Genomic DNA, 26,763 nt, shown 5'->3' with positions numbered 1-26,763 from the left:
TGACATTACTTTTGTGCATTAGTATTGCGTAAGCGTTGGCTGAGTGTGAGTTGAAGCCTTTATGAGTGTGATTTTTTAGATAGACTCTTCAACTGACGCTCAGGGAGCAGGAACAGCTTGCAGATGAAAATTCAGATATCACCAATAACTTGGGAGAGAGTGTTAAAAATGAAAACAAAATTATTAAGTGTGCTTGTGTTAACAGGCATTGCTCAGCTTATGTATGCAAGTGAGGAATCAGCAAATACGCAAGCGGTAGATTTAGGTGAAATTCAGGTGGTTGCTGTTAAGAAGGCCTTGCCAAGCATGCCTGAGAAGCAAAGTAGAGCAAGTCAAATCAATGTGGCGCCTGAAGCGGGTAGCGCTTTGCCTAATGTTTCAACACAGAAAGGAAGAGGTGCGAATCTAACTCAATCAACGGCTATGCAACTGAATGAAATGGCTGGTGTGCAAATGCTTGGTGGCAATCGACCAACCACACAAAGTATTAGCATGGGTGGTTTTTCGGATGATCGCGTTTTTGTAGGGATTGATGGTATTAATAATAATTTAGCCTCGTTTGGGCATAATCAGTCACGTCAGTTATTAAACTCAGCGCTTTATAAAGAGGTCTCAGCGAGTCAATCTGGTAGTAATATTGCTTATGGTAATGGCAACTTAGGTGGGGCTATTAACTTTGAAACGTTAGATCCAAGTGATTTATTGGGTAAAGATAAAACTGTTGGCGGACAAGTTGGATTAGGTGGTGCGACAGGCGATTATAGTGGTGATGCCAATGCTGCCGTTGCTTTTAAAACGGGTGATGTCAGTTATTTGGTTGATATAGTTGGTGGGCGTAGTAATAATGTGCGATTAGGCAATGGTCAAACCTTACCAGATTCTGCCAGTAATAATTTACAATATTTACTTAAAACAGTTTGGGATATTTCAAAAGCGCAAACATTAAAAGCATCATTTTTGTCAATGCAAAATATTGGTCTTTATCCAGCAACGGTAAACAAGGAAACTTCCTCAACGAATCCAAGCTCGAATTTTAATTTTTTCCAAACGCAAAGCATGTTGGATTATCGTTTTAATCCTGATAATCCTTATGTTGATGTCAAAGCAAAATTATATTACAACGAAAATCATCTGAGTTCGTCACCGACCAATAATGGTGGTGGCTTTGCTTTGCCACAAGATGTGCATGTCAATACTACGGGAATGCAGTTATCGAATGTCACAACAGTTTACAAACAACGTCTTTATTATGGTGCAGAGTATAGCTATATCAATGGTTATGATGGTTATAGCAGTAAAACAAGTTCTAATTTTCCAACAGCAAATCAACAGCTTTATAGTGCATTCTTGCAAGACAGTTGGGATATTTTGCCAAGATTAAATGTAACTATTGGTGGGCGCTTTAATGGTTACCAAAGCACAAGTGGCGATATGAATAATGATGACTCATTCTTTACCAAACAAGCGTCTATTAGCTACAAGGTGATTGATCCATTGAAAGTTTACCTAGGCTATACCGAAGGCTATCGCATTCCATCATTGCAAGATCTCTATTTAGGGGGCAATCATCCTTATTCACACCATGTGTTTTTACGATTCATACCAAATACAAATCTCAAACCTGAAATAGGACATAACAAAACCATTGGTTTTATCTACGATCAAAATTTGCCAGATAAACAGAAAATGCGTGTTGCAGGAAATGTTTTCTTAAATGATGTGAATGATTATATTTTAAATAGTAATGTTTCAAATGATGGTCCTCCATCTTATACTGCTGTAAATCAAAATATTAATATTTCCAAAGCGCAACTATATGGTTATAACGTCTCTGCACAATACCAAAATCATTGGTTTGAAGTAATGACGAACTTTACCTATACGCGTGGGAAAACAAAATCGGCATATCGTAATGAAGATGGCAATACCATTCCTGCGGGTAGTGCCTTACCTATCCCTAGAGCCAAAGGGATGGTGGCATTCGCTGTGCCGATTAGAGTTATTGATAGTACGGTACAAACACGATTTGATTATGCGCTTGCGCAAAACCATGTGCCAAATAATACGCCTAAAGTCCCAGGATACGCGCTTTTAAGCTTGGCATATCAATGGCAGCCAAGCTTTGTTAAAGGTTTCACAATGAGTGCAGGGGTTGATAATCTATTTGATCAGTATTATCAGGATTATGATGGTAGCACGTTGATGCCATCTATGGGGCGAAGTATCTATTTACAGCTGAACTATCGTTTTTAGGTGAGACTGAATGTTGCTAAGAGTGTTTAAAATTGCTATTGCCATTACGGGATCTATTGCGATTAATTTCTCAATTTGGGCAGCATTAAACAGTACACCAAAAACAACGTGGCGTTTGGGGCAAACTGATTTAAGGGCGCAGACCGTTGAGTCTTTAATGCAGGCTTTACAGTTCACAGAAACCACAGCAGCTTCAAGCACTACACCGGTTGCTAAAGACTTAAAAACTGCCAATGTTGCTGTGAAGAAAAAAGAGGAAAAAGAGAAAAAGCCACAAAAGGTCGTCAAGCCAAAAGAGCATAAAGTTGAAGTTCATAAGAGCACCGTGAAAACTCAAACCAAAGAAATAAAAAAAGTAAAAGAAATACCAAGGCAAAATGTTAAAAAGCAGCAAGCCGTTGCCAAAATCACACAAGCGCCAAATTTGGCGTTTACCCCGCCTCAATTAACTTATCCCAGCTCAGCGATTAAAAATAATGAAGAGGGCAAGGTTAAAGTTAAGGCGGTTATTGATGCACAAGGACAGGTTGCCAATGTCAAAATTATTCAATCTAGTGGCTTTAGTGTGTTAGATCAGGCGGCAATTGCATGGTTTAAGCAGTTGCATTTTAAGCCTGCACAAAGTGGCAAAACGCCAGTAACTGCAAGTGTGGTGCAAGTTATTTCATTTAACTTACAGGAGCAAAAAAGTGCGTAAAATTATGATGTTTATCATGTCAGTTGTGATGTTAATGGGGTGCATGAGTTTATCCTTGGCACAAACCGTGGTTACACTTGGGCCAAGTTCGAGCTCAATTGTTAGTGCGTTAGGTGTTGATGTGGCGGCAAGTGATACTGAGAGCGTTAAATTGCTAGAGAAAGCAGAAAATAAGCAAAATAAGAAAAATAAGAAAAATAAGCAAGTAAAGGATGTGGGCTATATGCGTGCATTGACGATTGAAAGCTTATTGAGTGTAAAGCCAAATATTGTGATTGCGGATGCCTCTATTTCACCCTTATCCGTGTTAACACGTTTACAGACGTTTGACGTAGAAACAATGCTATTGACTGAAGTCAAAAGTTTAAGTGATATTGAAAACAATATTAAAGAAATTGCCAGTAAGCTAGGTATGCAAAAAGAGGGGTTACAGTTAATCACAACGCTGCAGACACAAACTAAAAAAGTCGGTAAGATTATCAATGCATATGCTAAAAATAGCAATGGCAAGCCAAAACAAGTATTGATGCTTTTGCAAATTTCTGCCAATGGTGCTTACATGCTTGGCAAGGATACTCAATCAGATCGTTGGTTGCAGTTAATTAAAGCGCATAATATTTTATCATTTAATGGCATGCGCCCATTGTCAAAAGAAGGACTGATGAGTTTGAAGCCACAGGTGATTGTTATTGCGCAGTCTTCTGCAAATATGACTAAGCCTTATCCTCAGGTTTTAGACTATCTGCATGAAAAGTATCATACCAAAATTGTGACAGTTGACGCATCACGCATTGATAATTTTGGTGCTGAGTTTGGAGAGACTGAACTGTTGCTAGCGCAGAAGGTTTATTTATAAAAAGAGAACAAAATGCAAACACATAATATAGCTGCTAAATCTTTATTTACCTTACAACGCCAGAAATACTGTTTTTGGTTTTGCGTGTTTATGGTTTTGTTAATTGCTGCTTGTTTATTATCGCTTTTATTTGGCGCATTAAATTTGCAGCTTTCACAGTTATTTGTTGATGGCAGTTTTATGCAAAAAGTGGCATTAGAGCTTAGATTGCCGCGTTTAATTGCAACCATGGTTGTTGGTAGTGCGTTGGCTGTTGCCGGTGTTGTCATGCAAGGGCTATTTCGCAACCCTTTGGCAGATCCCGCCCTTTTAGGGATGACCAGTGGTGCGTCATTATTTGCTATTTTGTTTTTACTATTGAGTGCAAGCTTAGTGCAAACCAGCTTTTTAATCACCTGGGGATTAGGTTTAAGTGCGTTTATCGGCAGTTTGGTAATTACTTTTTTGACGTATTTATTATCGATTACCAAGGGGCGCAGTAATTTGGGTATATTGGTGTTGGCAGGGGTTGCGATTAATGCATTGTGTGGTGCATTGATTGGTGTGATGACGTATCTATCAAACGATAGTGTTTTAAGAAGTATTACTTTTTGGAGTATGGGTAGTTTTGCTAATATCACCTGGGGGCAGGTGTTGTTTTTATTACCATGCATTCTTATAGCATTTTTGTTGTTAATGAATACTGCAAAATATCTTAATGCAATGATCGCCGGTGAGCAGTATGCGCGGATGCTTGGTGTTAATATTCATCGGCAAAAACTAAAAAGCATTATTGCCATTGCTTTACTTGTTGGCGCAAGCACCGCAGTTGCAGGTCCTGTGGCTTTTATTGGCTTAGTTGTGCCACACATTATCCGCTTTCTTATAGGAAATCAGCATCGTCATTTGCTGCTTTTCTCATGTATCTTTGGTGGGTTATTACTCACTGTTGCTGATGTTGTTGCAAGAGTGGTATTAGCACCTGCTGAGTTACCCATCGGTTTAATGACAGCATTAATTGGTGCGCCTTATTTTGTTTATTTGTTGTTTAGTCAAAAATTGCAGCGGGGTGTCTAAGATGATAACGCTTGAGAATATTAGTTTACAGTTGTCGCAAAAGATCTTGCTTAATAATGTTTCAATGACAGTTAGGAAAGGGAAAATCACCGGTATTTTGGGTGCAAATGGCGCCGGTAAATCGACATTGATGAAAGTGATTTCAGGCGAGCATTTACATTATACTGGACAGGTGAAATTAGATGAAAACGATATAAAAGCGATCTGCCCAGTGACAAAAAGCATGCAAATGGCTTATGTCACCCAACACGAGGAAATTTATACAGATATTAACGTCATTGACTATGTGCTCTTAGGCGCACTGTCTTATTGCAAAGGTAACTTTTCACAAACAGAGTATCAAAAAGCTTTGTGTGCTTTGTCCTTATTAAAAGCTGAGCATTTTAGTCAAAAGAAATATCAGCAATTATCCGGTGGTGAGCGCCAACGTGTACAATTAGCGCGCGCATTACTGCAGTTAAACCAACATGATGACAGTTATCAAGGGTATTTGCTATTAGATGAATATAGCGCACATATGGACGTTTACTATCAGCGTCAAACCTTGCAGATTTTAAGTGAGCTTGTGCAGCAACATGATTTGGCAGTGCTTGTGATTGGGCATGATTTAAATATTGCACTTAGTTACTATCATCAAAGCCTTCTTTTGAAAAATGGGCAAATGTTAGGCTTTGATCAAACGGAAAAGGTATTAACGCTCGAGCATATTTATACGGCATTCCAAGTTGAAGCGGATATTATTCATCGACCTCAAAATAATAAGAAAGTCATTGTGCTTGCTTAATTTACTGGAGTTATTCAGTTACTTGGCTACTTGCGAGCAATCTACAGATAGATAGTAGTGATCAATATAGGTATTAAGATCGCAGCAATCGCCTTCTTCAAGTTTTGATTGTGCGGTGAGTGAAGCTTGTGCTTCATGCACAAGTACTTCGCGCTCTTTGTCATCTAATCTGAGTTTTTGCAAATGCTCTGTATTTGATGCGGATAAATTAAGTACTTTATCCAAATAACCATTTTTAATGGCATCCATAAACTGACCAGAAAGCGTTTTTGTTGGATCAGTTAATTTTTTGAGCTGTTTATTAACAGCTTGTTCATATTGCTCACCCATGTTTTTTGCAGTGTGCGCAATGGTTTCAAGCAGTTCTATTCCCAAAATTTGTAGTAACTGTGGTTTATCTTGACTATTAATCAATTGCAATTGAGGGTTACGCCCTTGTGTCACAACCTGTGAGAAGTTTAGTTTGTTGCGTGCGATATTGTTTTTTGAATAATGCTTGGTTGGCAGCATCAAACAGGTCATTAATAAAGCCTCAATAAAATGTGCTGTTTCTTTATCAATGCCAAGTGGCGAGAATGGATTAACATCCAATACACGAACCTCAAGATAAGCCACGCCGCGATTAAGCAACGCGCAAGCTGGGCGTTCACAGCGCTTAGCAATCTGCTTAGGTCGAATGCTACTGTAATATTCATTTTCAATCTGTAGAATGCTGCTATTAAGCTGTTGACGCAAATCATTATCATCAAATAAACCAATACGCTCAAATGCGGGGTAAGGGGCTTTAGTGGCATTGACTAAGTCATAGACATAATTTTGCACGTTTTCATAGGAGATAAATAGGTTATCTTGTGCTGCACTTTGATAACCTAAATTACTCATTCTGAGACTCGTAGCATACTCTCCAATATAAAATTCATCATCAAATGATGTAAGGTAGTCGGGTTTGTGCTTCACAGAAGTTTTAGCACAAATGGGCGAGGCGCCAAATAAGTAGGGTATCAACCACATAAACTCAAAGTAATGATTAATCGCTGAGAAGTAGAGCGCGTCACTGGTCATTTTTCGTGTTTGAGTGAGTTCATGCATAAGATTAACATTATATGAGAAATTATAATGTATACCTGAAATTGCCTGCATGATTTTACCATAACGCTTAGCAAGTCCTCGACGATAAACTTCTTTCATTTTACCCGAATTAGAGCTGCCAAAATTAGCAATTTTAATCTCTTGTTCTGTGGTTGTTAATGGCATACTGGTCGCCAAAATTAACTCATTTTTTGCTAAGTTTTGCGTGGCAAAAGCCAAGATATGTTCTAAGCGCGTGAATGTCTGATCAATAGAGTCATACGGCTCGGTGATAAGTTCAAGTAAGCCTTCTGAGAAGTCAACAGTGATGTTGCTATTGGTAAGCTTTGAGCCAAGAGCTTTAGGGTGATCTGAGGCCGCTGTTTTGCCTGAGCATAATACACGTAATGTCTCGCGTTCAATACCGCGCTTATGCTGATATTGATTTAAGTTTGAAAGTAGATTCATCGGGTCACTAGCTAAGTGGAAACTTCCTGCAGTTTACGGCAAAAGTACACCACTTTCTAGGTTATCTGAACTATATGGAGTAATATTTTTGGTATTAAGCTTAACCGCGCTTCATAATATTAAAGAATTCTTCATTGGTTTGTGTCTTTTTCAAACGATCTGTTAAGAACTCCATTGCTTGCGTATCTTCCATTTCATGAAGAATCTTACGTAATACCCATAGTTTTTGTAGTTCTTCTTGCGTGGTTAATAGTTCCTCGCGACGTGTGCCAGAGCGTCCAAAACTAATCGCAGGATAAACACGTTTCTCAGCAATCTTACGATCCAAGTGAAGCTCCATGTTACCGGTTCCCTTAAATTCTTCAAAGATGACTTCATCCATTTTCGAGCCTGTTTCAACAAGGGCTGTGGCAATAATTGTTAAGCTTCCACCTTCTGCGGTGTTACGAGCTGCACCGAAAAAGCGCTTTGGTTTTTGTAAAGCATTGGCTTCAACACCACCGGATAATACACGACCTGAAGCAGGAGATACGGTATTATAGGCACGTGCCAGTCGCGTAATAGAATCTAGCAAGATGACAACATCTTGCTTATGCTCAACCAAGCGTTTTGCTTTTTCAATGACGATTTCAGCCAATTGCACGTGACGCGCTGCCGGTTCATCAAAGGTACTGGCAACCACCTCACCACGCACAGAGCGCTGCATTTCAGTTACTTCTTCAGGACGCTCATCAATCAAAAGAACGATGAGGTAACACTCAGGGTATTTCTTGGCAATAGACGAGGCGATATTTTGCATCATGATCGTTTTACCCGTTTTAGGAGGTGCCACGATCAAACCACGTTGTCCTTTACCAAACGGTGATGCTAAATCAATGATTCGTGCCGTAATATCTTCACTTGAACCATTACCTAATTCCATCGATAAACGCTCTTTGGCATATTCTGGTGTTAAGTTTTCAAACAACACCTTAGTGCGTGCCAACTCAGGTGAGTCAAAGTTCACACTATCAATATGCTTTACTGCAAAATAACGCTCGTTATCTTTGGGTGGGCGAATTTTACCGATAATGCTATCACCCGTACGTAAGTTTAATTTACGGATAAAGGTTGGTGAGACATAGATATCATCAGGGGAAGCAAAGTATGATGTATCAGAAGAGCGCAAGAAGCCGTAGCCATCTTGTAATACTTCAAGGACGCCTTCACCATAAATGTCCTCACCTTTATCAGCGTGCTCTTTTAAGATATTAAAAATAATCTCTTGCTTACGCGCACGGCCTGTGGCTTCAAGACCAAGCGAGCGTGAAAGCTCCATTAATTCAGGGATAGATCGGTTTTTTAAGTCGGTTAAATTCATTGAAAATTCTCACGAATGTTGAAGAAGGGGAACCCCTTCGGGTTGAACGAAAAGTTAATTTTTATTTTATATTTGAAATTAAATATGCTTGTCAAGGATTTGAATCAATTGTGATTTCTGTACTGCACCCACTTTGGTTTCAACGTTCTCACCATCTTTAAAAACCATTAGCGTTGGAATGCCACGCACACCAAATTTAGCAGGAGTATCTTGATTGTCATCAACGTTAATTTTAACAATTTTAATTTTCTCACCATAGTGCTCAGCAACTTGGTCTAAGATCGGTGCGATCATCTTGCAAGGTCCACACCACGGCGCCCAAAAATCAACTAAAACAGGTTGCTCGCTGTTAACAACAGCTGATTCAAATTCACCATCAGTAATATTAATGCATTGTGACATAATTAAATTCCTTTAATGTTTAAGTTTGTCAAAAAAGATTGTTTCGGATTCTAGCAGAAAAGGCGCTTCAGGTGAATGCACTTTCATGCCAATTTATAAAGGTTGAAGGTAAGTGGGTTATTCTTGCTCTGTTGAGGTCAAGTTAACAACATAATCACACTCTTCATTAGGGCAAACTTTTTGCTCGCCATCCTTTTTAGTGGTCTTATGCAAAAGTATGGGTGAGTGACATTTTGGGCATTCCTCGGCAATCGGTGGATACCAGAATGAGTTTTTACATTTAGGGAAACCAGCGCAAGCATAGAATACTTTTCCTTTACGGGATTTTTTCTCAACAAAGTTGTTTTTCTTGCATTTTGGACATTCAATACCCGTATCTTTTGGCTTTTCTAATGGTTCCATATGTTTGCATTTTGGATAATTAGAACAACCAATAAATTTACCATAGCGACCTTGTTTGATTAAAAGGTCTGATTCGCATTCTGGACATTTGCGATCTGCGACTACTTCAGGCTCTACTTTTTCTTGAGGCTCTTCACCATCTTTGACAATGGCGCGCGTATAGGTGCAAGCTGGATAGTTGGTGCAGCCGATAAAGCGACCACTGCGACCTAAACGAATAGAAAGCTTGTGCCCACACTCAGGGCAGTCCTCATCCATTTCTTCATGTGTCACATCACTTTTTTTGACTGTTGCATCAATCTCAGTAATTTGCTTGATAAATGGCTGCCAGAACTTCTCTAACACTGGCACCCACTCAATCTTACCCTCGGCAATATTATCGAGCTCATCCTCAAGTTTTGCTGTGAAGTTATATTCAACATAACGATGAAAGTAGTCAGTTAAAAAGCTATTAACAATACGACCAACATCCGTTGGTTTAAAGCGTTTTTTCTCTAATAGCGCATAATCACGTTGCTGTAAAGTTGAGATGATCGTTGCATAAGTTGATGGGCGACCAATACCATACTCTTCAAGGGCTTTAACTAATGAAGCTTCCGTATAACGCGGTGGTGGTTCAGTAAAATGCTGCTTACCAATGATATCAACAACCGGCACTTTCTCACCTTCTTTAAACTCAGGTAAGATTAAGCCTTCGCTGTCATCATTGGCAGCGTCCTCATCTTTGGCTTCTTGGTAAACCGCTAAGAAACCAGGCTTGGCAACGACAGATCCTGTTGCTTTAAAAGTATGTGCTTTATTGTCTGTTATAAAATCAATTGCAACCGTATCCATTAAAGCATGAATCATCTGGCAAGCTACGGTACGCTTCCATATCAGATCATATAATTTAAATTGATCATTGGATAAAAATGCTCTGACATCTTGCGGTTTGCGATAAGCTGAAGTGGGGCGAATGGCCTCATGCGCTTCTTGGGCATTTTGATTTTTGGTCTTATAAACACGTGCACTTGTCGGAAGATGATCTTGACCATATTCCTGAGCAATAAAGCTGCGTAGCTCATTTAACGCATCTTGCGATAGATTGGTTGAATCGGTACGCATGTAGGTAATCAAACCAACAGCGCCTTCACTGCCGATCTCAATACCTTCATATAGTTGCTGTGCTAACATCATCGTTTTCTTGGTGGTAAACCCAAGTTTACGCACAGCATCTTGCTGAAGTGTTGAGGTGATAAAAGGTGGCAGTGGGTTGCGACGCTTTTGTTTCTTTTCAATACCATGAACGATTAATTCGCCATTGGCATCTTTTTTAATAAGCTCAAGTGCATTTGTCGCATCGGTTTCATTGGTAAAGCTAAATTGTTCACACTTTTGATGATTAAAAATGGAGAGCTTCGCCATAAATTTTTTGCGCTTTTTAAGCTCGGCAGTAATGCTCCAATACTCTTTAGATTCAAATGCTTCGATCTCAAGTTCGCGCTCAACAATCATTCTAAGTGCTGGACTTTGCACACGACCTGCGGAAAGTCCTCTGCGAACTTTTTTCCACAGAAGTGGTGAGAGTTTAAAGCCCACCAGAAAATCCAAAGCGCGTCTTGCTTGTTGCGCATTAACAAGATCCATCGCCAACTCCCGTGGATTAGCAACTGCTGCATTCACCGCTGATTTGGTAATCTCATTAAACGCAATCCGGTGAACGGGCTTATCTTTAATGAGTTTGGCACTATTTAGAAGCTCATAAATGTGCCAAGAAATCGCTTCACCTTCACGATCCGGATCCGTTGCCAGATAAATCTCATCAGCCGATTTGGCAGCCTTTTTAATGGCATCAATGTGACGCTTATTGCGTTCAATCAGTTGATATTTCATTTTGAAATGATCTTCAACATCAACTGAAGACTCTTTCGGTTCAAGGTCACGCACATGTCCATAAGAGGCAAGGATTTCAAAATCATTGCCTAAGTATTTTTTAATTGTCTTGGATTTTGCTGGTGACTCCACAATTACAAGGTTTTTTGCCATAGTTCTTTCTTAATTTCTTAAATTGTATTTTATGTTTTATTCATTCTACGGGCTGAAATGTAAGGCGCAGTCCCATAAGCTTAAAATTAATCTAACCAGTTAGCGGTTACTTGCCAACTATTTTGTGCGTAAAAGTGCAGCTGCTGCGGTAAAGCCAGAGCCAAACGCGCATAATGCGACAGTTTTATCAGCTGCTTGAGCATCTAATGTTTCGCCCAAAGCAATCGGAATAGTGCACGATGAGGTATTACCAAAACGTGCAATATTACTATAAAGCGTACCTGGATGCATTTTTAAACGCTTCTCAACCGCATTAGAAATACGTTGATTTGCCTGATGTGGGATGACTAAATCAACGCTATTTAAGGCAATATTTGCTTGCTGACAGCACTTATGCATAATCATTGACATAGTCTTGACTGCGAAAGTAAAAAGCTTCTTGCCTTGTAGTTGTGTGAATTTCGCCTCATCGGTTGGAATGTTAAGTACATCACCATTTTCGGCAATTGCCGTTAATGAGATTTCATCAATAATAGCCTTAGAATCCGCTTGATGCTGATCACCATTGACAATAGTCGCAGTTGCCGCATCACCAAATAAAAATGCCGTATCAAAGTCTTTTTGATCCATGCGTTTGGTCATATACTCGGCACTAATTAATAACACACGCTTATTGGGTCGTGTTTGCAGATAGTCACGCGCGTTTTGCAAACCATATAAATAACCACTGCATGCCGCATTAATATCATACGCCGGTATGTTGTGTTCACCATAGGTTTGATAGAGCTTTTCTAATATTAAGCAAGCCATAGAAGGCGAGATAAATTGATCGGGTGTCGTTGTTGTGCAAATGAGCATATCGATATCAGAGAGTTTCAGATTGCCTCGAGTGAGCGCATCTTTAGCAACTTCTGTCGCTAAATCAACGATGTTTTCATTATCAGCAAGCCAAAAACGTGACTCAATCCCTGTGCGATCAATAATGTCGCGTGAGGTATGCTCTGGAAAATACTGTAAGAGCTCATCATTGGTTACCATCCTTGAACCTGTTTTAAATGAAGGCGTGCTGATGCCGACAGGATAAATGCTATGTTGTTTATTTTGCTTGGCGATTTCTTGTTGAATTTTGCGTGTTAAAATAGGGCGCTTTTGGATTTTTTGCTTATCTTGAGCACCAGCTGGTAGGCGTAACTTTAATAAGTTCTCACCAACGGTTGCACGCTGTGATTCTTCGACATAAATTTCTTCAATCGTACCGTTACTTGGCGATAGAATCTCGCCGGCTGATTTACTGGCCTCAAGATCAACCAATTTATCACCGACCTTAATTTCATCACCGACTTTAACATGTAGCTCGGTAATTAGCACACTTTCATCAGATGGACTGGCACCAATTACTTCAACATTGTAAAATCCGGCATCATTGCGATTTTTAATCTCCCACTCAAGGGACAGATCAAGTAACTCGGCAGCTCCTATTAAAATACGCTCATAGGAGGGTAAAACTTCCATTTGATTGTCAAAATTGCATGGCACATAAGTATCAGCACGCGTTATACGCTTGACTTTAACAGCTCTTTTAGCATGTTCAACCACTGAGGCAATGAGATCACCGCCAACACCACAGGTATGATTGTCTTCGTGCGTGACAATTAAATGCCCTGTTTTCTCTACTGAGGCAAGAACTGTTTCAAGGTCATATGGTTTAATGGTTCTTAAATCAATAATTTCACTATCAATACCAACTGTTTCTAAGGTTTCAGCGGCTTCTTGGCATAATGAGACGGTATTTCCCCAACCAACAAAAGTAATATCAGAACCTGCTTTAACAATACGTGCTTTACCAACAGGTATGATTTGTTTTTCTACATCCGTTGATGTGGTATCAGCAATACCTGCATTATTAAGTAATTTTTTAGGATATAAGAAAACACTAGGACGATTAGACTCAAAAGCAGCATTAAGCATACCTGCGGCATCTGCTGCATTTGATGGCATATAGACATCAATGCCCGGAACATGGGCAAAAGTGCCTTCGTTGGTCTGTGCATGAAAGGGTCCTAAGCCTGGACGGTAACCACCACAAGCAGCAAAGACGATAACTGGACATTCCCAGTCGCCATTGGAGCGCCAGTACATGGTAGCCAATTCGGTAAATAATAAGTTATACGCCGGCGGCATAAAATCAGCAAACTGAATAAAGGCAACAGGGCGCCTGCCAGTTAATGCCATACCAATCGACACACCCATAATGGTTGCTTCAGCTAAAGGACTATTGACAACACGTCCTGGGAATTGGGTTGATAAGCCTTTAGTCACACCAAAGACATCACCTTTATCATCTTCGATATCTTCACCTAATAGGCACACTCTATCATCATTTAATAAACGTTGGCGAAATACCTCGCGCATGGCAGCGCCCATGCCAAGGCGTGTTTCTTGTGAGAAGTCACCACGATACTCAGCTGCCGTTGGTAATAAATGATGAGGTAAGGGTGCTTCAGCATCAAAAGAAGCTTTAGGTGTCGTGCCTTTCAAGGCAATCTCCATTGCTTCTTTTACAGCCTGTGATGTTTTTGCTTCAATGTCTTGTAGGAAGCTTTCTTTGACACCTGCATTTAATAAAAACTGACGGCTTAATAAAACAGGGTCATTATGTGCAATGTTGGTTAACTCATCACTACTGCGATAAATTCTATGATCATCTGCATTACTATGACTATTTAAGCGCTCCACTTTAAAGACAATAATATGTGGTGCACGATTTTGACGCATATCACTAATGATTTTGCCAACTTTTTCATGCGAAGCAAATGGATTGGTGCCATCAATATAAGTGATTGGAATATCATAAAACTCATTAGGTTGTGAGTGATCAGGTAATGAGAAAAAGGTGTTACCCTTGGTTTGTGTGGAAATCGCATAATCATTATCTTGCACAACAAATAGCACAGGTAACGTGCGGCGTTTCGCTTCAGCAAAGGCTTCTAATACTTCACCTTGTTGTGTCGTACCATCGCCCATGCCACAATATACAATTGGGTTATCTACATCATCTTTAACACTTTGTGCGATGCCAACAGCAGGTAAAGCTTGATTGCCGACAGGCGTAATAATGCTGACAATGTTGAGCTTGCGTTCACTGACACCAATCACCATTTGGCGACCATTGGAAGCGCCTTCTGCTTTACACAAAGAGCTATAGAAAAACATTTTTGCTTCCATTCCTCGGGCATGCATTAAAGGCTTGTCACGATAATGGCAATGTAACCAATCTTGAGGCTTTAAGTATTCCGCAAAAATAGCCGCTCCCTCATGCCCCTTGGATGAGGCTAGAAAGTTGGCAGTGCCACTATTAACCATTTCGGCTTCGGTATTATCAATTTGACGAATGCTATACATTTTTTGATAGCAGTTTATTAACATATCTAAGTTCGCAGCTGTTGCGTTCATTAAATTCGGTTCCTTAAAAAAAGTATCCACAATATTGATGATCTGGATTTTAGTGTGATAAATATTGGTAAAGTTCGCCCTTAATGTCAAACACAAATCACGCAAATCAAGCAAATATGAAAAAAGCAGCGAGAAATAGGGCTATGACCATAACCACTATAAACTATATTCTTTTAAAAGTGCTTGCATTACCTCTTTACAAACCTGACGCACCCAACGATTTTTTTTGTCATGCTTTAAGCGCTCAGGGTAAGATAGTTTAAACGGAAGCCCTGGTAAATCAAAAGGTAAAGGTAAATACTTTTTATTAAATATACGTGCCAATACCGTTGAAGCGGTCATGACATATTTATCTTGCAAGAGCTCAGTGGCTGCGCGCAAACTGCTGATTTGTAAACATAGATTGCGTGGGTCAGGGTGCCCTAAAATATCTAGTAGCAATTGATTGCTACTACCTTGAGAAAAAACGATATGAGGTAATTGCAGATATTCATCGTAAGAAATGGATTTTTTAGAATCATCAAAGAACGTATCAAACATCAAAACACCTGTCTCATAGCTATAAATTTCATCATTAAACCCTTCAATGTGTGTAGGGATACCAATAACTGCATCAGTGTTTTTTAATGTTTGATCATGTGCTTGAAGTGATATGTAAGATAATGTGGTAATACTAATTTTGTGTTGCTCATTATATTTTAAAAAAGCATCTATAAGTGCTTTGGTGCTTGTTTCAGAAACAGCTTCAGTAATCTGTAATTGGATATGTGTCGGTGTCGTGTAGGGGTCAAAATCGTGAGCTGGCATTAAACTTAGCATTTCATCGGTGATTCTAATGATTGGATTCACCATGTCTTCAGCTTTTGGTGTTAGTTTCATCTTGTTACCATCACGTATCAAAATATCATCTTTAAACATGCCTCTTAATTTGCCCAAACGCATCGTAATAGCCGGCTGCGAGACATTCATTAATTTAGCAGTTACACTGATATTCTTTTCAATAAGAAGGTGTCGCAAAATCATTAAATCACTGCTGTCCATAGATTATCACCTTAAATATGTTTGATATACACTTTATGATTCATAAATAAACAATAGCAAATATTCTCCATAAGTCCATTTTATAACCTGTTTATTAGTGTAATTAAAGAACACAAAATGTATCACGATACAGATATTAAAAAAAAAGGTGCTAGCATATACAAGAAAATTCAAAAGATATCAAAATTATATTGAGCATATAAACAATCTACTCTAAGCTTGAACCCCAAGGAATTGAGCACTAAAAAAGGTTGAAAGGTAAAAGATGTCTGAATATAAGCCAGCTAAATTTGCAATGTTGTTTGCACCAATTCTGAGTATGTGTATTTTAACCATCGGTAATACTTTTTATACGACCTATACCACGCTTGAGCTTGAGCGGATGGGGCAGAGTAATTTTATTGTCGGTTTAATTTCTGCAGCTTATTTCACAGGTATGGTGTTAGGGTCTTATTTTACTCAACGATTAATTTTGCGCATTGGTTATATTCGTGGGTATGCATTATTTGCAAGCTTAATGGCAGCAGGTGCGATGTCACAAGGGATTTTTTATGATGTTAGTGTTTGGGCAGTGGCGCGCCTTGTCTGTGGTTATGCATTAGCTGGGCTATTTATTGTTGTTGAAGCATGGTGTTTGGAAGGAGCAGGCAGTAAACACAAAGGCTTGGTGCTGTCAATTTATCTATTTGTCTATTATTTTGTACAAGCATCTGGACAGTTTTTGCTAAATATTCCTTTTGAAACAGTGCTCTTAGCGTTCTGTATCATTTCGATTTTGGCCACTTTATCGATTATTCCAGTTTGTCTGACACGATTTGAAGCACCAAGGCAAGAGCACGTTGAACTATTATCTCCTTTTGTTCTATTTAAAAAAGCGCCACTTGGTATCTGGACGGCAATGACTGCGGGTATGATTCTGGGGAGTATTTACACCATTTATCCATTGTTTCTGAAACAAACTAATGTACCTGTGCATATCATTTCCTATATGATGTTCGCTATTATTATCGGTGGCATGTTGCTACAACTACCCATTGGCAAAATATCAGATATTATTGATCGTCGTCTCGTTTTATTAATCATGTTAATAGCGTCAGTAGTGGTATCAATTGTGATTTGTATATTACATGACAGCTTTTGGCAATTAGCTATTTTGTCGTTTGTATTGGGTGGATTGACCTTTACCTTTTATCCATTATCTATCAGTCATTCCAGTGATTATTTGGATGCAGATCAATTGGTGGGGATTGTCGGTATTTTAGCACTATCTTATGGTGTTGGCTCAATGGTGGGGCCGTTGTTAACAACATGGCTTATGTCTATTTTTGGTCCTTATGGGTTCTTTACTTTTGTCGGATTTGTTTGCTTCTTATTAGCAGTCTATACGCTATGGCGCTTACGTGCGCGTGAGGCACCTAAAGAAGATGAAAAGGTTGCTTTCCAAACGGTCGCTGCCGAAGCATCCATTGCCACAGAAGCAGTGGTCGAACAACAGTTGATTGATGAAAAAGAGAGTAATGATCAGAAATAATGTGGTTAAGCTGCTATAAAAAAGCACGTATCTCTAGTTAGTTACAAATTGTCTGTTACAATGCTGAACTATCTATAATAAGCAATCGAGTTTACAATGAGTTATACAAAATCGTTGTCTTTGGTTAATGTCAATAAGATATACAAAGGTGGCTTTCATGCAGTAAAAGATGTCAGTTTTGACGTATATCCGGGGGATTTTTTTGCCTTATTAGGGCCTAATGGTGCAGGCAAGTCAACTACACTGGGGATGATCTCAGCACTTGTCAACAAAACCAGTGGCAGCATTGAAGTTTGTGGCTATGATACGCTGAAGTCACCCTTTATGGCGCGCAAGCATTTGGGGGTTATGCCACAAGAGGTGAATTTAAATATCTTTGAAACACCGATGCAAATTTTATTAACACAAGCAGGCTACTTTGGGCTTAATCGCAAGATAACCAAACCTTATGCCGAAAAACTCTTAAAAGATATGGCATTGTGGGATAAAAAGGATGAGCAAGTACGCTTCTTATCCGGTGGTATGAAACGCCGTTTGATGGTGGCGCGTGCACTTATTCATAAGCCTAAAGTATTGATCTTGGATGAGCCAACGGCAGGGGTTGATGTCGAGTTACGTCAATCGCTATGGGAGCAAATGCGTGCATTAAACAAAGAAGGATTAACGATTATCTTAACCACACATTATCTTGAAGAAGCCGAGAGCATGTGTAATCGCATTGCGTTGATTCATCAAGGTAAATTGCACACAAGCTCTGATATGAAAACACTGTTAAGATCAGTCGAAAAAGAGACATATATTTTTGATCTAAAAGAACCACTAACACAAGCTCAGATGCAATGCACCTATGGGCAATGTCAGTTAGTTGATTCAAATACTTTGGAAATTGAAGTGGATAAAAGTGTGACATTAAATCAATTATTTGCTGATTTAAGTCAACAGAATATTGATGTATTAAGTGTTAAGACAAAAACAAATAAACTGGAAAAGCTGTTTATTGATGTTGCAAGAAGTAGGGCATAGGTGGGGAAAATGACATTCAAAGAATACTGGGTTATTTATTACACAATACTAAGAAAAGAAGTGGTGCGTGTACTACGCATTTGGCCGCAAACCTTATTACCTTCGGCGATTACTATTAGTTTGTATTTTCTGATTTTTGGGAAAGTGGTTGGTGCACGCGTTGGCACGATGGATGGTTTTGGTTATATGCACTTTATCACACCTGGTCTTGTGATTATGGCAGTTATTAATAACTCTTACGCCAATGTCGTGGGCTCGTTTTATGGCGCGCGCTTTAATCACTCGATTCAAGAGCTTCTAGTATCTCCAGCAACCAATCATTTGATTATTCTGGGCTATGTCTCAGGTGGTGTTGCACGTGGCTTTTTTGTTGGGGTGATGGTGACAATTGTCGCGGGCTTGTTTGGCGGTATTTCAGTTGGATTTAATGGATTATTGTTAATTTTATTATCGTTTATTTTATGTGGCACTTTATTTTCGTTAGGTGGACTGTTAAATGGTATTTTCTCGCAAAGCTTTGATGATACGACGATTTTCCCGACCTTTGTACTAACTCCTTTAATTTATCTTGGTGGAGTTTTTTATGGGCTAAGCGCATTACCTCCTTTTTGGCAGCATATCGCGCAATATAATCCGTTATTCTATATTGTTGATTTTGTGCGTTACGCATTTATTGGCTACTCATCTGTCAATCCGGTTGTTGCTTTAGTTGCCATCGTGTTATTAATCGCTATTCTTTATAGCTTGGCATGGTATTTGCTATCACGCGGTATTCGCTTAAAGTCTTAAGGGAATAAAGGAAGTAAAAGGATATAAATGAAAATTTCAGTCGTTCAATTAAATTACACCATTGCTGATTTCACGCATAACTTTGAAAAAATCTCGCGCGCGATGCATGAGCATAAAGCAGCGGATTTAATCGTTTTCTCTGAGCTTTGTATTAGCGGTTATTATCCATATGATTTATTGACTTATGATGAAGTAATTAACAGACAAAATCAGATCATTGATGAGATTAAATCGCTTACAAAAACGCTTAATACAACGGTGATAATAGGTGCAGCAACGGCAATAGAAGGGCTTAAAAAATTTCATAACAGCGCACTTGTCATTGCCGAAGGTCAGATCATTCATTGTTATCACAAACAGCTTATTCCAAGCTATGGTGTCTTTGATGAGACAAGGCATTTTATTGCCGGACAAAATAAAAAGCTCGATTTCAATTTTAAAGGTCAACGCTTAGCAATTTTGATCTGTGAAGATATTTGGTATGACAATCATCAAGGGTATTTAACAAACCCTATTGATGACTTACCTCTAAACCTGGATGCTTTGATTGTATTAAATGCTTCTCCTTCGATGTGTGGTAAGTTTGGGCAGCGTTTACAGATTGCGAAAAATATCACCAGAAAAATCAAAGCGCCAGTGATCTATAGCTCACAAGTCGGTGGTTATGATGAGCTGATATATGATGGCGCGAGTTTTGCCTGCAATGCCAACTCAGCGCTAATTGCGTTAGCAGAGAGCTTTAAAGAGGGGAGTTTTAGCATTGATCTTAAGCACTTGCCACAAGCAATACTTAAAGCACCATATCAAGACAACCCGCAGGCATTTGTTTTACAACAATTAATATGTGGATTAAAGGATTATGTGCATAAATGTGGATTTAAGGGTGTGGTTGTTGGTTCATCTGGTGGCATTGATAGCGCATTGACTTTGGCTATTGCTACTTTGAGTTTAGGTAAAGATAATGTTAAAGCAATTACAATGCCTTCGGTGTATTCCACTCAAGGTTCGGTGAGCGATTCCGTTGAATTATGTCAAAACTTGAGCGTTGAACTTTTCACACGTGAAATCAAAGAGGAGTTTTTACTCACCTGCAGGAACTTTAGCAAAACGTTTGGAACTGAGCCTAAAAAATTGACCAAAGAGAATATGCAAGCACGTATTCGTGGGCGAATTGTCATGGAATACTCAAATGACACAGGACTTTTAATGCTGACAACGGGGAATAAAAGTGAGCTTGCCGTGGGTTATGCGACACTTTATGGTGACATGTGTGGTGCGCTTAACTGTATTGGTGATTTATATAAGAATGACGTTTATGCTTTATCAAATTATATTAATCAAACATATGGTCAGTTGATCCCGCAAAGCATTATGGATAAAGCGCCATCAGCTGAATTATCAGAAGGGCAGAAAGATTCTGATAGCTTGCCGGATTATTATCACCTTGATGCGATGCTTAAGCTTTATCTTGAGCGTGATTTATTGGCAAATGATGAAATAAAGCGCTTGGAGCAAATTGTTTCTGAAGTAAATTTAACAGAACAGAAAAGAATTTATCGATTAGTTGAATTGGCTGAGTTCAAACGCAAACAAGCGCCACAGATTTTATGTATTCAACGCCGTCCGTTTGGTATTGGTCGACGCATGCCAACAACAGCTAAGTTTAATAAGTGCAGCTAAATGTTACACAGGCATATCTTTCAGATATAGAAAATCGTAGAAAAATGATCAGCCCTAAAAAGGCAGCAGAAATAGCTGATATACTTGGTCAGTCTCAGAAACAGTTTGTTAGGCTTGCCATTCAAGATTTACTTGATAGAGATGGATTACACTATGATGTTGATCTTCATGATGTTGCGTAATAACTGATTTTTATAAAATTCTCTCAGCAGCGAAGTCTTCAGCTTTAGGCGTTATCTTTAGTAGGATGACTAACCATCCATGGCAGCTCCGCATTGGATCCTCAAGCCATCTTGTTTATCAGGGATGATTGATTTAACATCTGTGGCTTCTAGATATTAATTTAACATAATATATATTATGCGAATCAAAGTTTATGCTTGTGTTCATCTTGTTAATTAATGTAAAACAACTATCATCTTTCATTATGAAAACTGATATGACCATTTATTATCATGGATAAATCCAAAGCGCTTATTGCAATTTTACTTTGTACACCAATATTTGGAATTGGCATTGATCTTTACACACCTTCATTGCCGCATATGAATGCTTACTTTAATAGCACCGCAGCAGCAACTAAGTTAAGCATTAGTTTGTTTATGCTTGGTGCATTTATTGGTATGATTGTTTTTGGTACGATTGCTGATGCTTTGGGACGGCGCAAAATTGTCTTATGGAGTTTGGCGCTTAATATCGTATTTAATATCGCTATTGCATTATCACCTTCCATGTCATGGGTTATTTTTTTCCGTTTTATCACGGGTATTTGTGCAGGAAGTGTGTCATCGATGAATCGCGCGCAAGCCACAGATATCTTTAGCGCACAAGAGATGAAAAAAGTCTCCTCATCGATGACGATTGCTTGGGGGCTTGGACCGATTTTAGCTCCCTTTATCGGCGGCTTGCTACAAGAGTATATTTCATGGAAAGCAAGCTTTGTGTTTCTCGCTTTTTATTCCTTTATTCTCATGGCATTTGTTTATCGTTATGTGCCCGAAACCCACATACATAAACATAAATTAAGCTTATCCAAGGTGTTTGCTAATTATAGGTTAGTGCTAAGCTGCCAACAATTTCTAGGTGCTATTTTACAAAGTGGCGTGCTGTATATGTTGCTGCTTTATTTTGGGATTATTGGCAGCTTTTATATTCAAGAGATATTACATTACTCTGCCGCAAGTTTTGGTTATATTTCGTTATTTATCGGTATCGCTTATTTTGTCGGGACGATCGTCAGACGCGTATTGAGTTTTGTTGATGATAAAATTCTAATGAATATATCATTTGCCATTTTGCTTATGAGTAATTTTGTATTCCTTGTCATGAGTTTTGTCTTTAGCCAAAGTCTTAGCATATTACTTATTAATATCTTTATTGCCTGCTTTCTTACCGGTATTTTATATCCTATTTACTTGAGTAAAACATTAAGCCTATTTCCTCAATTAGGTGGAACAGCAGGTGCCATTACCGGTGCTTCAGTAATGCTTATAATTAGTGTAATGACATCCATTGCCAGTCTTTTTCGTATCCATACGTTAACAGAGTTTGTTGTGCTTTATCTTGTGACGGTTATCATTGTGATTATTATTCAAATGCTAACAACCACAAAAAAAGCTTAAAAATGCCGTTGGTGTCGTTTCAAAAAAACCATTGCCAACAATAATGTAAATAATTATTTAAGATATATCATATTTTGTGTTTTGATTTTAAATAGATGAGCTTTTGCGCAATTTTACTTTCAAGTCCCCTATCCGTTGGATAGTAATATTGGTGAGTTACACCTTCCGGTAGATAACGCTGATTAACATATCCATCTGGAAAATCATGTGGGTATTTATAGCTTTGCCCTGTTGTCTCTCCGGCAGGTTTTACATTGCGTAAATGCATTGGCACACTGACATCTGAATGATTTTTTAAATCACTAAAAACATTCTTATATGCCATGTATGAGGCATTACTTTTAGGCGCTGAAGCTAAATATATCGCTGCTTGAATTAATGGCAAACGCCCTTCTGGCAAACCCAGTCGCTCATACGATTGCCATGCATCTAATGCAATATTAAGCGCACGTGGATCGGCATTACCAATATCTTCTGAGGCAATACACAGCATTCGCCTTGCAATCACCAAAGGGTCAGCACCACTTTCAATCATATTGGCAAGCCAGAAAATTGCAGCATCTGGATCAGAGCCGCGCACTGACTTATGAAATGCCGATAACTGGTCGTAGAAATAATCACCTTGCTTATCGAGCTTATGCGCGTTTTCACCCAGTGCAATGTTTAGCAATTCATCATTTAATTCAATCGGTTTTTCTTGACTGGTATCTGCCATTAAAAAGAGCATTTCAAGAACATTAAGTGCTTGCCTACAATCTCCTTTGGCATAATGATATATTTTATCAATGACTGTATCGGGTAATGTTAGTTCGTGTGCTGATAGTGTTTCATCGTAGATAAGCACATATTGCAAAAGCTCACTGATATCTTCAAGAGACAATGGCTTTAAGCGCAGTACAGTCAAACGAGATAATAATGCATTATTAACTGAAAAAAATGGATTCTCCGTGGTCGCACCAATTAAAATTAAATCACCACTTTCAACATGAGGTAATAATGCATCTTGCTGCGATTTATTAAATCGATGAATCTCATCTAAAAATAAAATAGTTGCCTGTTTATGCTCAGCAAAATGCATTTTTGCGGATTCCACGGCAAGCTTAATATCTTTAACTCCTGCACTTACCGCCGATAATTCTATAAATTGATAGGAAAGCTCATGAGCTAAGACTTTGGCCAAAGTGGTTTTGCCAACGCCAGGATCACCATAGAAGATCATTGATACGATATGTGACTTATCAAGCATCCGTGTTAGTATCTTTTGCTCACTTAACAAATGTCGCTGCCCTACATAGTCCTTGATGTTTTTAGGGCGCATTCGATAGGCTAATGGTGCTTGAACATAAGACATAGCTAATCCTTATTGTTTTGATAATTATTGACGATTTCGTATAACATTCCTTCACGCAATGCGCCATCTGATTTCAACATGTTTTTAATCGATAAACGATTAAACAGCGCATAGAGCACGCAAAACCCACCCGCTAAGATGTTTTCGCGATCTGCCCTTAGACCATTGAAGTGAATATTAGCAACAACCTTCTTTTGTAATAACTCAGCAGCTAAATTTTCTAGCACTTCACGCGTAATACTGCCATCTGACCAGTTATTTGCTAATGCCAAATCTGCAATCGAGCGAATAGTACCAGAGGATCCCAACACAACTTCCCAACCCTTTTGAATATATTCTGTGGCAATTGGTTCAATCAACGTGTGTGCATAGGTAATCGCCTGCGTCATATTGGAGAGACTTAGTAAACCATCATTAAAAAATTGATTTTGCATGCTGACACAACCCATTTCAAGACTAACTAACGCCTTTAGATTCTGCCCTTTACCAATGACTAGTTCTGTTGAACCACCACCAATATCGATTATCAAAGCCTGCTTCTTTTTGGCTTGAGTGACAGATGAAGCGCCAACATAGACAAGACGCGCTTCCTCCTCACCTGAGATAACTTCAATTTTGGTTTTTAATATGTTCTCAGCTTCTGTTAAAAAGTCTTGAATATTATTTTTTGCCTTACGCAATGTATATGTGCCAACTACTTTTACCTCATCTACTTGATAATGGTCAATCGATAAGCCAAAGTTTTGCAGGCATTCCAAAGCACGTGCTTTGGCTTCATCAGTAAGCCCCATGTCATCGGTAAGTCCTGCCCTTAATTGCACTTTGCTTTTACCACGATATAGCTCTTTGATATCACCCTCAGTCGTCACCTCAGAGATAAGCATATGAAAACTATTAGAACCCAAATCGATTGTCGCCACTTTTTTACTCGACATAATGTATTATTTTTCCTAATTTTTTCTATCCATTGGCATCATAGCATAGGCTAAGCCAATGCCAAAGGCATTCATTTATTGACTCAACAACTCCCAAGCTTGTTCTTTGTATGAACAAGCTGCTGATCTAGGATTATTTGCTCCGTAGATCCCTCTGCCCACAATAATAATATCTGCTTTCTTCTGCATGATGACATGTTCTGGCGTATTATAGTTTTGTCCTAGATTATCTCCTTTAGATTCAAAGTTAACCCCTGGTGTCATCGTGATTAAATCATTATCTTGACTTAATTTTTCTTGCGCGATAAATCCCATCACAAAATCTTTATTTTGTTCTGCTTCAACAACCGTTTGTTGTGTGTATTCATCACTAAATAAATTACCTTTACTACTCATTTGTGCCAAAAGGAGCAAACCAATATCATGCCCTTTACACCCTTCTTTTAACCCATCAATAATGCCAACACCAGGCAAAAGGTGGGCATTGATAATATCTGCCCATTGGGCAATATGATAAATCCCATCACGCACTTGGTGACAAACAGTGTTACCAATATCGGCAAATTTACGATCTTCAAAGATAAGAAAACCTGCTTCATCTGCAATTTGGCGTAATTCTTTTGTTAATTGTGGTGTGAAGTCAGACACAATATCAATATGGGTTTTCAAAATAGCAATATGATCCGCTGTTTGCTCAACAAGCTTTAAAAGTGATTTACTATCAGTAACATCAGCTGAAAGTGCTAAATTAGTTTTTTTGTTTTGTACAATTTTGTGTAATTTTTGTGTGACCGGATGCGTTGATTGAGCATAAGGAACTAGCATATATTTCAAACCTAACTGGATAAGTGATTTGAGCGCAAACTATAACATAGGCACCCTTAAGCGTCTATGAATGACATTGAATATTTTAATGATTTTAATTATTTAATTGACTGCATCAAAAGGAGGCTAATAAGAGTGCTTCAATAAATCGGTCATAGTAATTTTAAAATAGACTTGTTTCATAAGTGGTATAGATTGATTGAAATGAAAATCAAGTATGCGCTAGAGTGTATTAGAAAAACTAAAGTTCCATTTAGTATATATTAATTGAATGTAATTATTTTACATGCAAATATATTCTTGAGCTCCGAGTTTAATTAAGGCAATTTAGACTAAGAGCTGGTTACACTTGATTATAAAGCAGGATCGTTTATGACTCCACGTAGTAATTAATACTTTAAAGGCAAAGAAAGGTTCAATATATAGTGCATTTACCTTGTATACACAGGGTATACCTTTGGAAAGTTTTATTAACAAATATCAACTATCGTGGCCTGATATTAGCAAATCAGAAGTTCTGGAGATTCTAAAATATATAACAAACAATCATTTTAAACAAACTACTCAAATAATAAATCAAGCATATGAATGCTCTGACGGTTGCCTAAGAAACGTTTTATTTTCAATCTTACAGCCGGAGACTGATATTAAAATGCATGTCAATTACAATCCACATATGTATAGAGCTTATCTTGGTCTTGACATTCCAGAGGGCGATATTGCAATGAAGATATGTGGTGATGTTTATAAGTGGCATAATGGAAAAATATTACTGTTAGATCACTCATTCCCGCATTGTCCTCATAACAGAACAGAGCAACCGAGAGTTGCTCTTGTTATTGATTTTTTGAAACCAGATAAAGATAGAAAAGAAATGTTAAGTTTAGAGAAAAACCTCATTGCTAAACGAATGAAAGATAACCCTCTTGGTTTAGGAATATTTACAACAGAAGATAAAGTAAGTGATGAAGTTTTTAAAAAATATGATTTAGAATATCAGCTTAATTGGCAAGGGGAAAATATGGTTTAAAGACTCATGAGACTCCAGCGTTATAAGCCGAAAAACGTAAAGAAAATTATTTGATCTAACTTATTTGGTCGACTTACTGTCCCAAATTGAGGGAGTACATCAAAAAATCAAA

21 protein-coding genes are annotated in these 26,763 nt (G+C 38.5%); 12 read left to right on the top strand and 9 right to left on the bottom strand.

Annotation, left to right across the window (positions count from 1 at the left end):
- The first annotated feature begins 168 nt into the window (after positions 1 to 168).
- From ACTS4L_RS01655 to ACTS4L_RS01635, 5 genes are read left to right on the top strand one after another with little or no spacing between them, the layout of a single operon-like run.
- On the top strand, positions 169 to 2,253 hold the full coding sequence (locus ACTS4L_RS01655; RefSeq protein WP_440616989.1) for a TonB-dependent receptor domain-containing protein: 2,085 nt from the start codon (positions 169 to 171) through the stop codon (positions 2,251 to 2,253).
- A gap of 10 nt (positions 2,254 to 2,263) precedes the next feature.
- Positions 2,264 to 2,950 carry a TonB family protein gene (locus tag ACTS4L_RS01650; protein ID WP_440616990.1) on the top strand — a complete coding sequence of 229 codons (687 nt, stop codon included), beginning with the start codon at positions 2,264 to 2,266 and terminating at the stop codon, positions 2,948 to 2,950.
- On the top strand, positions 2,943 to 3,806 hold the full coding sequence (locus tag ACTS4L_RS01645; RefSeq protein WP_440616992.1) for an ABC transporter substrate-binding protein: 864 nt from the start codon (positions 2,943 to 2,945) through the stop codon (positions 3,804 to 3,806). Before ACTS4L_RS01650 ends, ACTS4L_RS01645 begins: the two co-directional genes overlap by 8 nt.
- A 12-nt stretch (positions 3,807 to 3,818) precedes the next feature.
- Positions 3,819 to 4,862 (top strand): FecCD family ABC transporter permease, encoded by a 1,044-nt coding sequence (locus ACTS4L_RS01640; protein ID WP_440616994.1) that lies wholly within the window; start codon positions 3,819 to 3,821, stop codon positions 4,860 to 4,862.
- Between the two features lies 1 nt (position 4,863).
- Complete coding sequence (locus ACTS4L_RS01635) at positions 4,864 to 5,646, top strand: ABC transporter ATP-binding protein (RefSeq protein WP_440617027.1); 783 nt, start codon at positions 4,864 to 4,866, stop codon at positions 5,644 to 5,646.
- An 18-nt stretch (positions 5,647 to 5,664) separates the two neighbouring features.
- Here ACTS4L_RS01635 and gshA read toward each other — a convergent pair whose 3' ends face one another.
- From gshA to ACTS4L_RS01605, 6 genes are all read right to left on the bottom strand, one after another.
- A complete protein-coding gene (gene gshA / locus ACTS4L_RS01630; RefSeq protein WP_440616995.1) occupies positions 5,665 to 7,182 on the bottom strand; it encodes a glutamate--cysteine ligase in 1,518 nt (505 codons plus the stop codon).
- Between the two features lie 100 nt (positions 7,183 to 7,282).
- Positions 7,283 to 8,542, bottom strand: a complete 1,260-nt coding sequence (gene rho, locus ACTS4L_RS01625) for a transcription termination factor Rho (RefSeq protein WP_440616996.1) — start codon at positions 8,540 to 8,542, stop codon at positions 7,283 to 7,285.
- 78 nt (positions 8,543 to 8,620) lie between these two features.
- Complete coding sequence (trxA, locus tag ACTS4L_RS01620) at positions 8,621 to 8,944, bottom strand: thioredoxin (protein WP_440616997.1); 324 nt, start codon at positions 8,942 to 8,944, stop codon at positions 8,621 to 8,623.
- 117 nt (positions 8,945 to 9,061) lie between these two features.
- Positions 9,062 to 11,371 carry a type I DNA topoisomerase gene (topA, locus tag ACTS4L_RS01615; protein WP_440616999.1) on the bottom strand — a complete coding sequence of 770 codons (2,310 nt, stop codon included), beginning with the start codon at positions 11,369 to 11,371 and terminating at the stop codon, positions 9,062 to 9,064.
- A 117-nt stretch (positions 11,372 to 11,488) separates the two neighbouring features.
- Positions 11,489 to 14,824: a beta-ketoacyl-ACP synthase 3 gene (locus ACTS4L_RS01610; RefSeq protein ID WP_440617000.1), complete on the bottom strand. Its 3,336-nt coding sequence runs from the start codon at positions 14,822 to 14,824 to the stop codon at positions 11,489 to 11,491.
- 156 nt (positions 14,825 to 14,980) lie between these two features.
- Positions 14,981 to 15,865 (bottom strand): LysR family transcriptional regulator, encoded by an 885-nt coding sequence (locus ACTS4L_RS01605; protein WP_440617001.1) that lies wholly within the window; start codon positions 15,863 to 15,865, stop codon positions 14,981 to 14,983.
- A gap of 265 nt (positions 15,866 to 16,130) precedes the next feature.
- Between ACTS4L_RS01605 and ACTS4L_RS01600 the strand changes: the two genes are divergently transcribed.
- The 6 genes from ACTS4L_RS01600 to ACTS4L_RS01575 all read left to right on the top strand — a co-directional run bounded on the left by ACTS4L_RS01600 (position 16,131) and on the right by ACTS4L_RS01575 (position 22,510).
- Positions 16,131 to 17,396 (top strand): MFS transporter, encoded by a 1,266-nt coding sequence (locus ACTS4L_RS01600; protein ID WP_440617002.1) that lies wholly within the window; start codon positions 16,131 to 16,133, stop codon positions 17,394 to 17,396.
- Between the two features lie 96 nt (positions 17,397 to 17,492).
- A complete protein-coding gene (locus ACTS4L_RS01595; protein ID WP_440617003.1) occupies positions 17,493 to 18,419 on the top strand; it encodes an ABC transporter ATP-binding protein in 927 nt (308 codons plus the stop codon).
- Positions 18,420 to 18,428: 9 nt separating this feature from the next.
- Positions 18,429 to 19,208: an ABC transporter permease gene (locus ACTS4L_RS01590; protein WP_440617004.1), complete on the top strand. Its 780-nt coding sequence runs from the start codon at positions 18,429 to 18,431 to the stop codon at positions 19,206 to 19,208.
- A 27-nt stretch (positions 19,209 to 19,235) separates the two neighbouring features.
- On the top strand, positions 19,236 to 20,888 hold the full coding sequence (locus tag ACTS4L_RS01585; protein ID WP_440617005.1) for an NAD+ synthase: 1,653 nt from the start codon (positions 19,236 to 19,238) through the stop codon (positions 20,886 to 20,888).
- Positions 20,879 to 21,070: a helix-turn-helix domain-containing protein gene (locus ACTS4L_RS01580; RefSeq protein WP_440617006.1), complete on the top strand. Its 192-nt coding sequence runs from the start codon at positions 20,879 to 20,881 to the stop codon at positions 21,068 to 21,070. Before ACTS4L_RS01585 ends, ACTS4L_RS01580 begins: the two co-directional genes overlap by 10 nt.
- A gap of 273 nt (positions 21,071 to 21,343) precedes the next feature.
- Entirely contained in the window at positions 21,344 to 22,510 is a 1,167-nt protein-coding gene (locus ACTS4L_RS01575; protein ID WP_440651640.1) for an MFS transporter, read from the top strand.
- A 67-nt stretch (positions 22,511 to 22,577) separates the two neighbouring features.
- Here the strand turns inward: ACTS4L_RS01575 and ACTS4L_RS01570 are convergent, their stop codons facing one another.
- The 3 genes from ACTS4L_RS01570 to pyrF form a co-directional block, all read right to left on the bottom strand.
- Positions 22,578 to 23,861, bottom strand: coding sequence for a replication-associated recombination protein A (locus ACTS4L_RS01570; RefSeq protein WP_440617007.1), 1,284 nt, complete (start codon positions 23,859 to 23,861; stop codon positions 22,578 to 22,580).
- Positions 23,862 to 23,863: 2 nt separating this feature from the next.
- Positions 23,864 to 24,796: a Ppx/GppA phosphatase family protein gene (locus ACTS4L_RS01565; RefSeq protein ID WP_440617008.1), complete on the bottom strand. Its 933-nt coding sequence runs from the start codon at positions 24,794 to 24,796 to the stop codon at positions 23,864 to 23,866.
- Between the two features lie 75 nt (positions 24,797 to 24,871).
- The gene (gene pyrF / locus ACTS4L_RS01560; RefSeq protein ID WP_440617009.1) at positions 24,872 to 25,621 is read right to left on the bottom strand and encodes an orotidine-5'-phosphate decarboxylase; all 750 of its coding nucleotides are present in this window, start codon (positions 25,619 to 25,621) and stop codon (positions 24,872 to 24,874) included.
- Positions 25,622 to 26,078: 457 nt separating this feature from the next.
- On the opposite strand from pyrF, the gene ACTS4L_RS01555 reads away from it, so the two are divergent.
- Complete coding sequence (locus tag ACTS4L_RS01555; RefSeq protein ID WP_440617010.1) at positions 26,079 to 26,651, top strand: aspartyl/asparaginyl beta-hydroxylase domain-containing protein; 573 nt, start codon at positions 26,079 to 26,081, stop codon at positions 26,649 to 26,651.
- Positions 26,652 to 26,763: the final 112 nt, after the last annotated feature.

Source organism: Cysteiniphilum sp. 19S12-1, from assembly GCF_052030685.1.
Lineage (GTDB): Bacteria > Pseudomonadota > Gammaproteobacteria > Francisellales > Francisellaceae > Caedibacter.
Note: the sequence above shows the minus strand (reverse complement) of the source record. Positions and strands in the feature narration are given on the sequence as shown.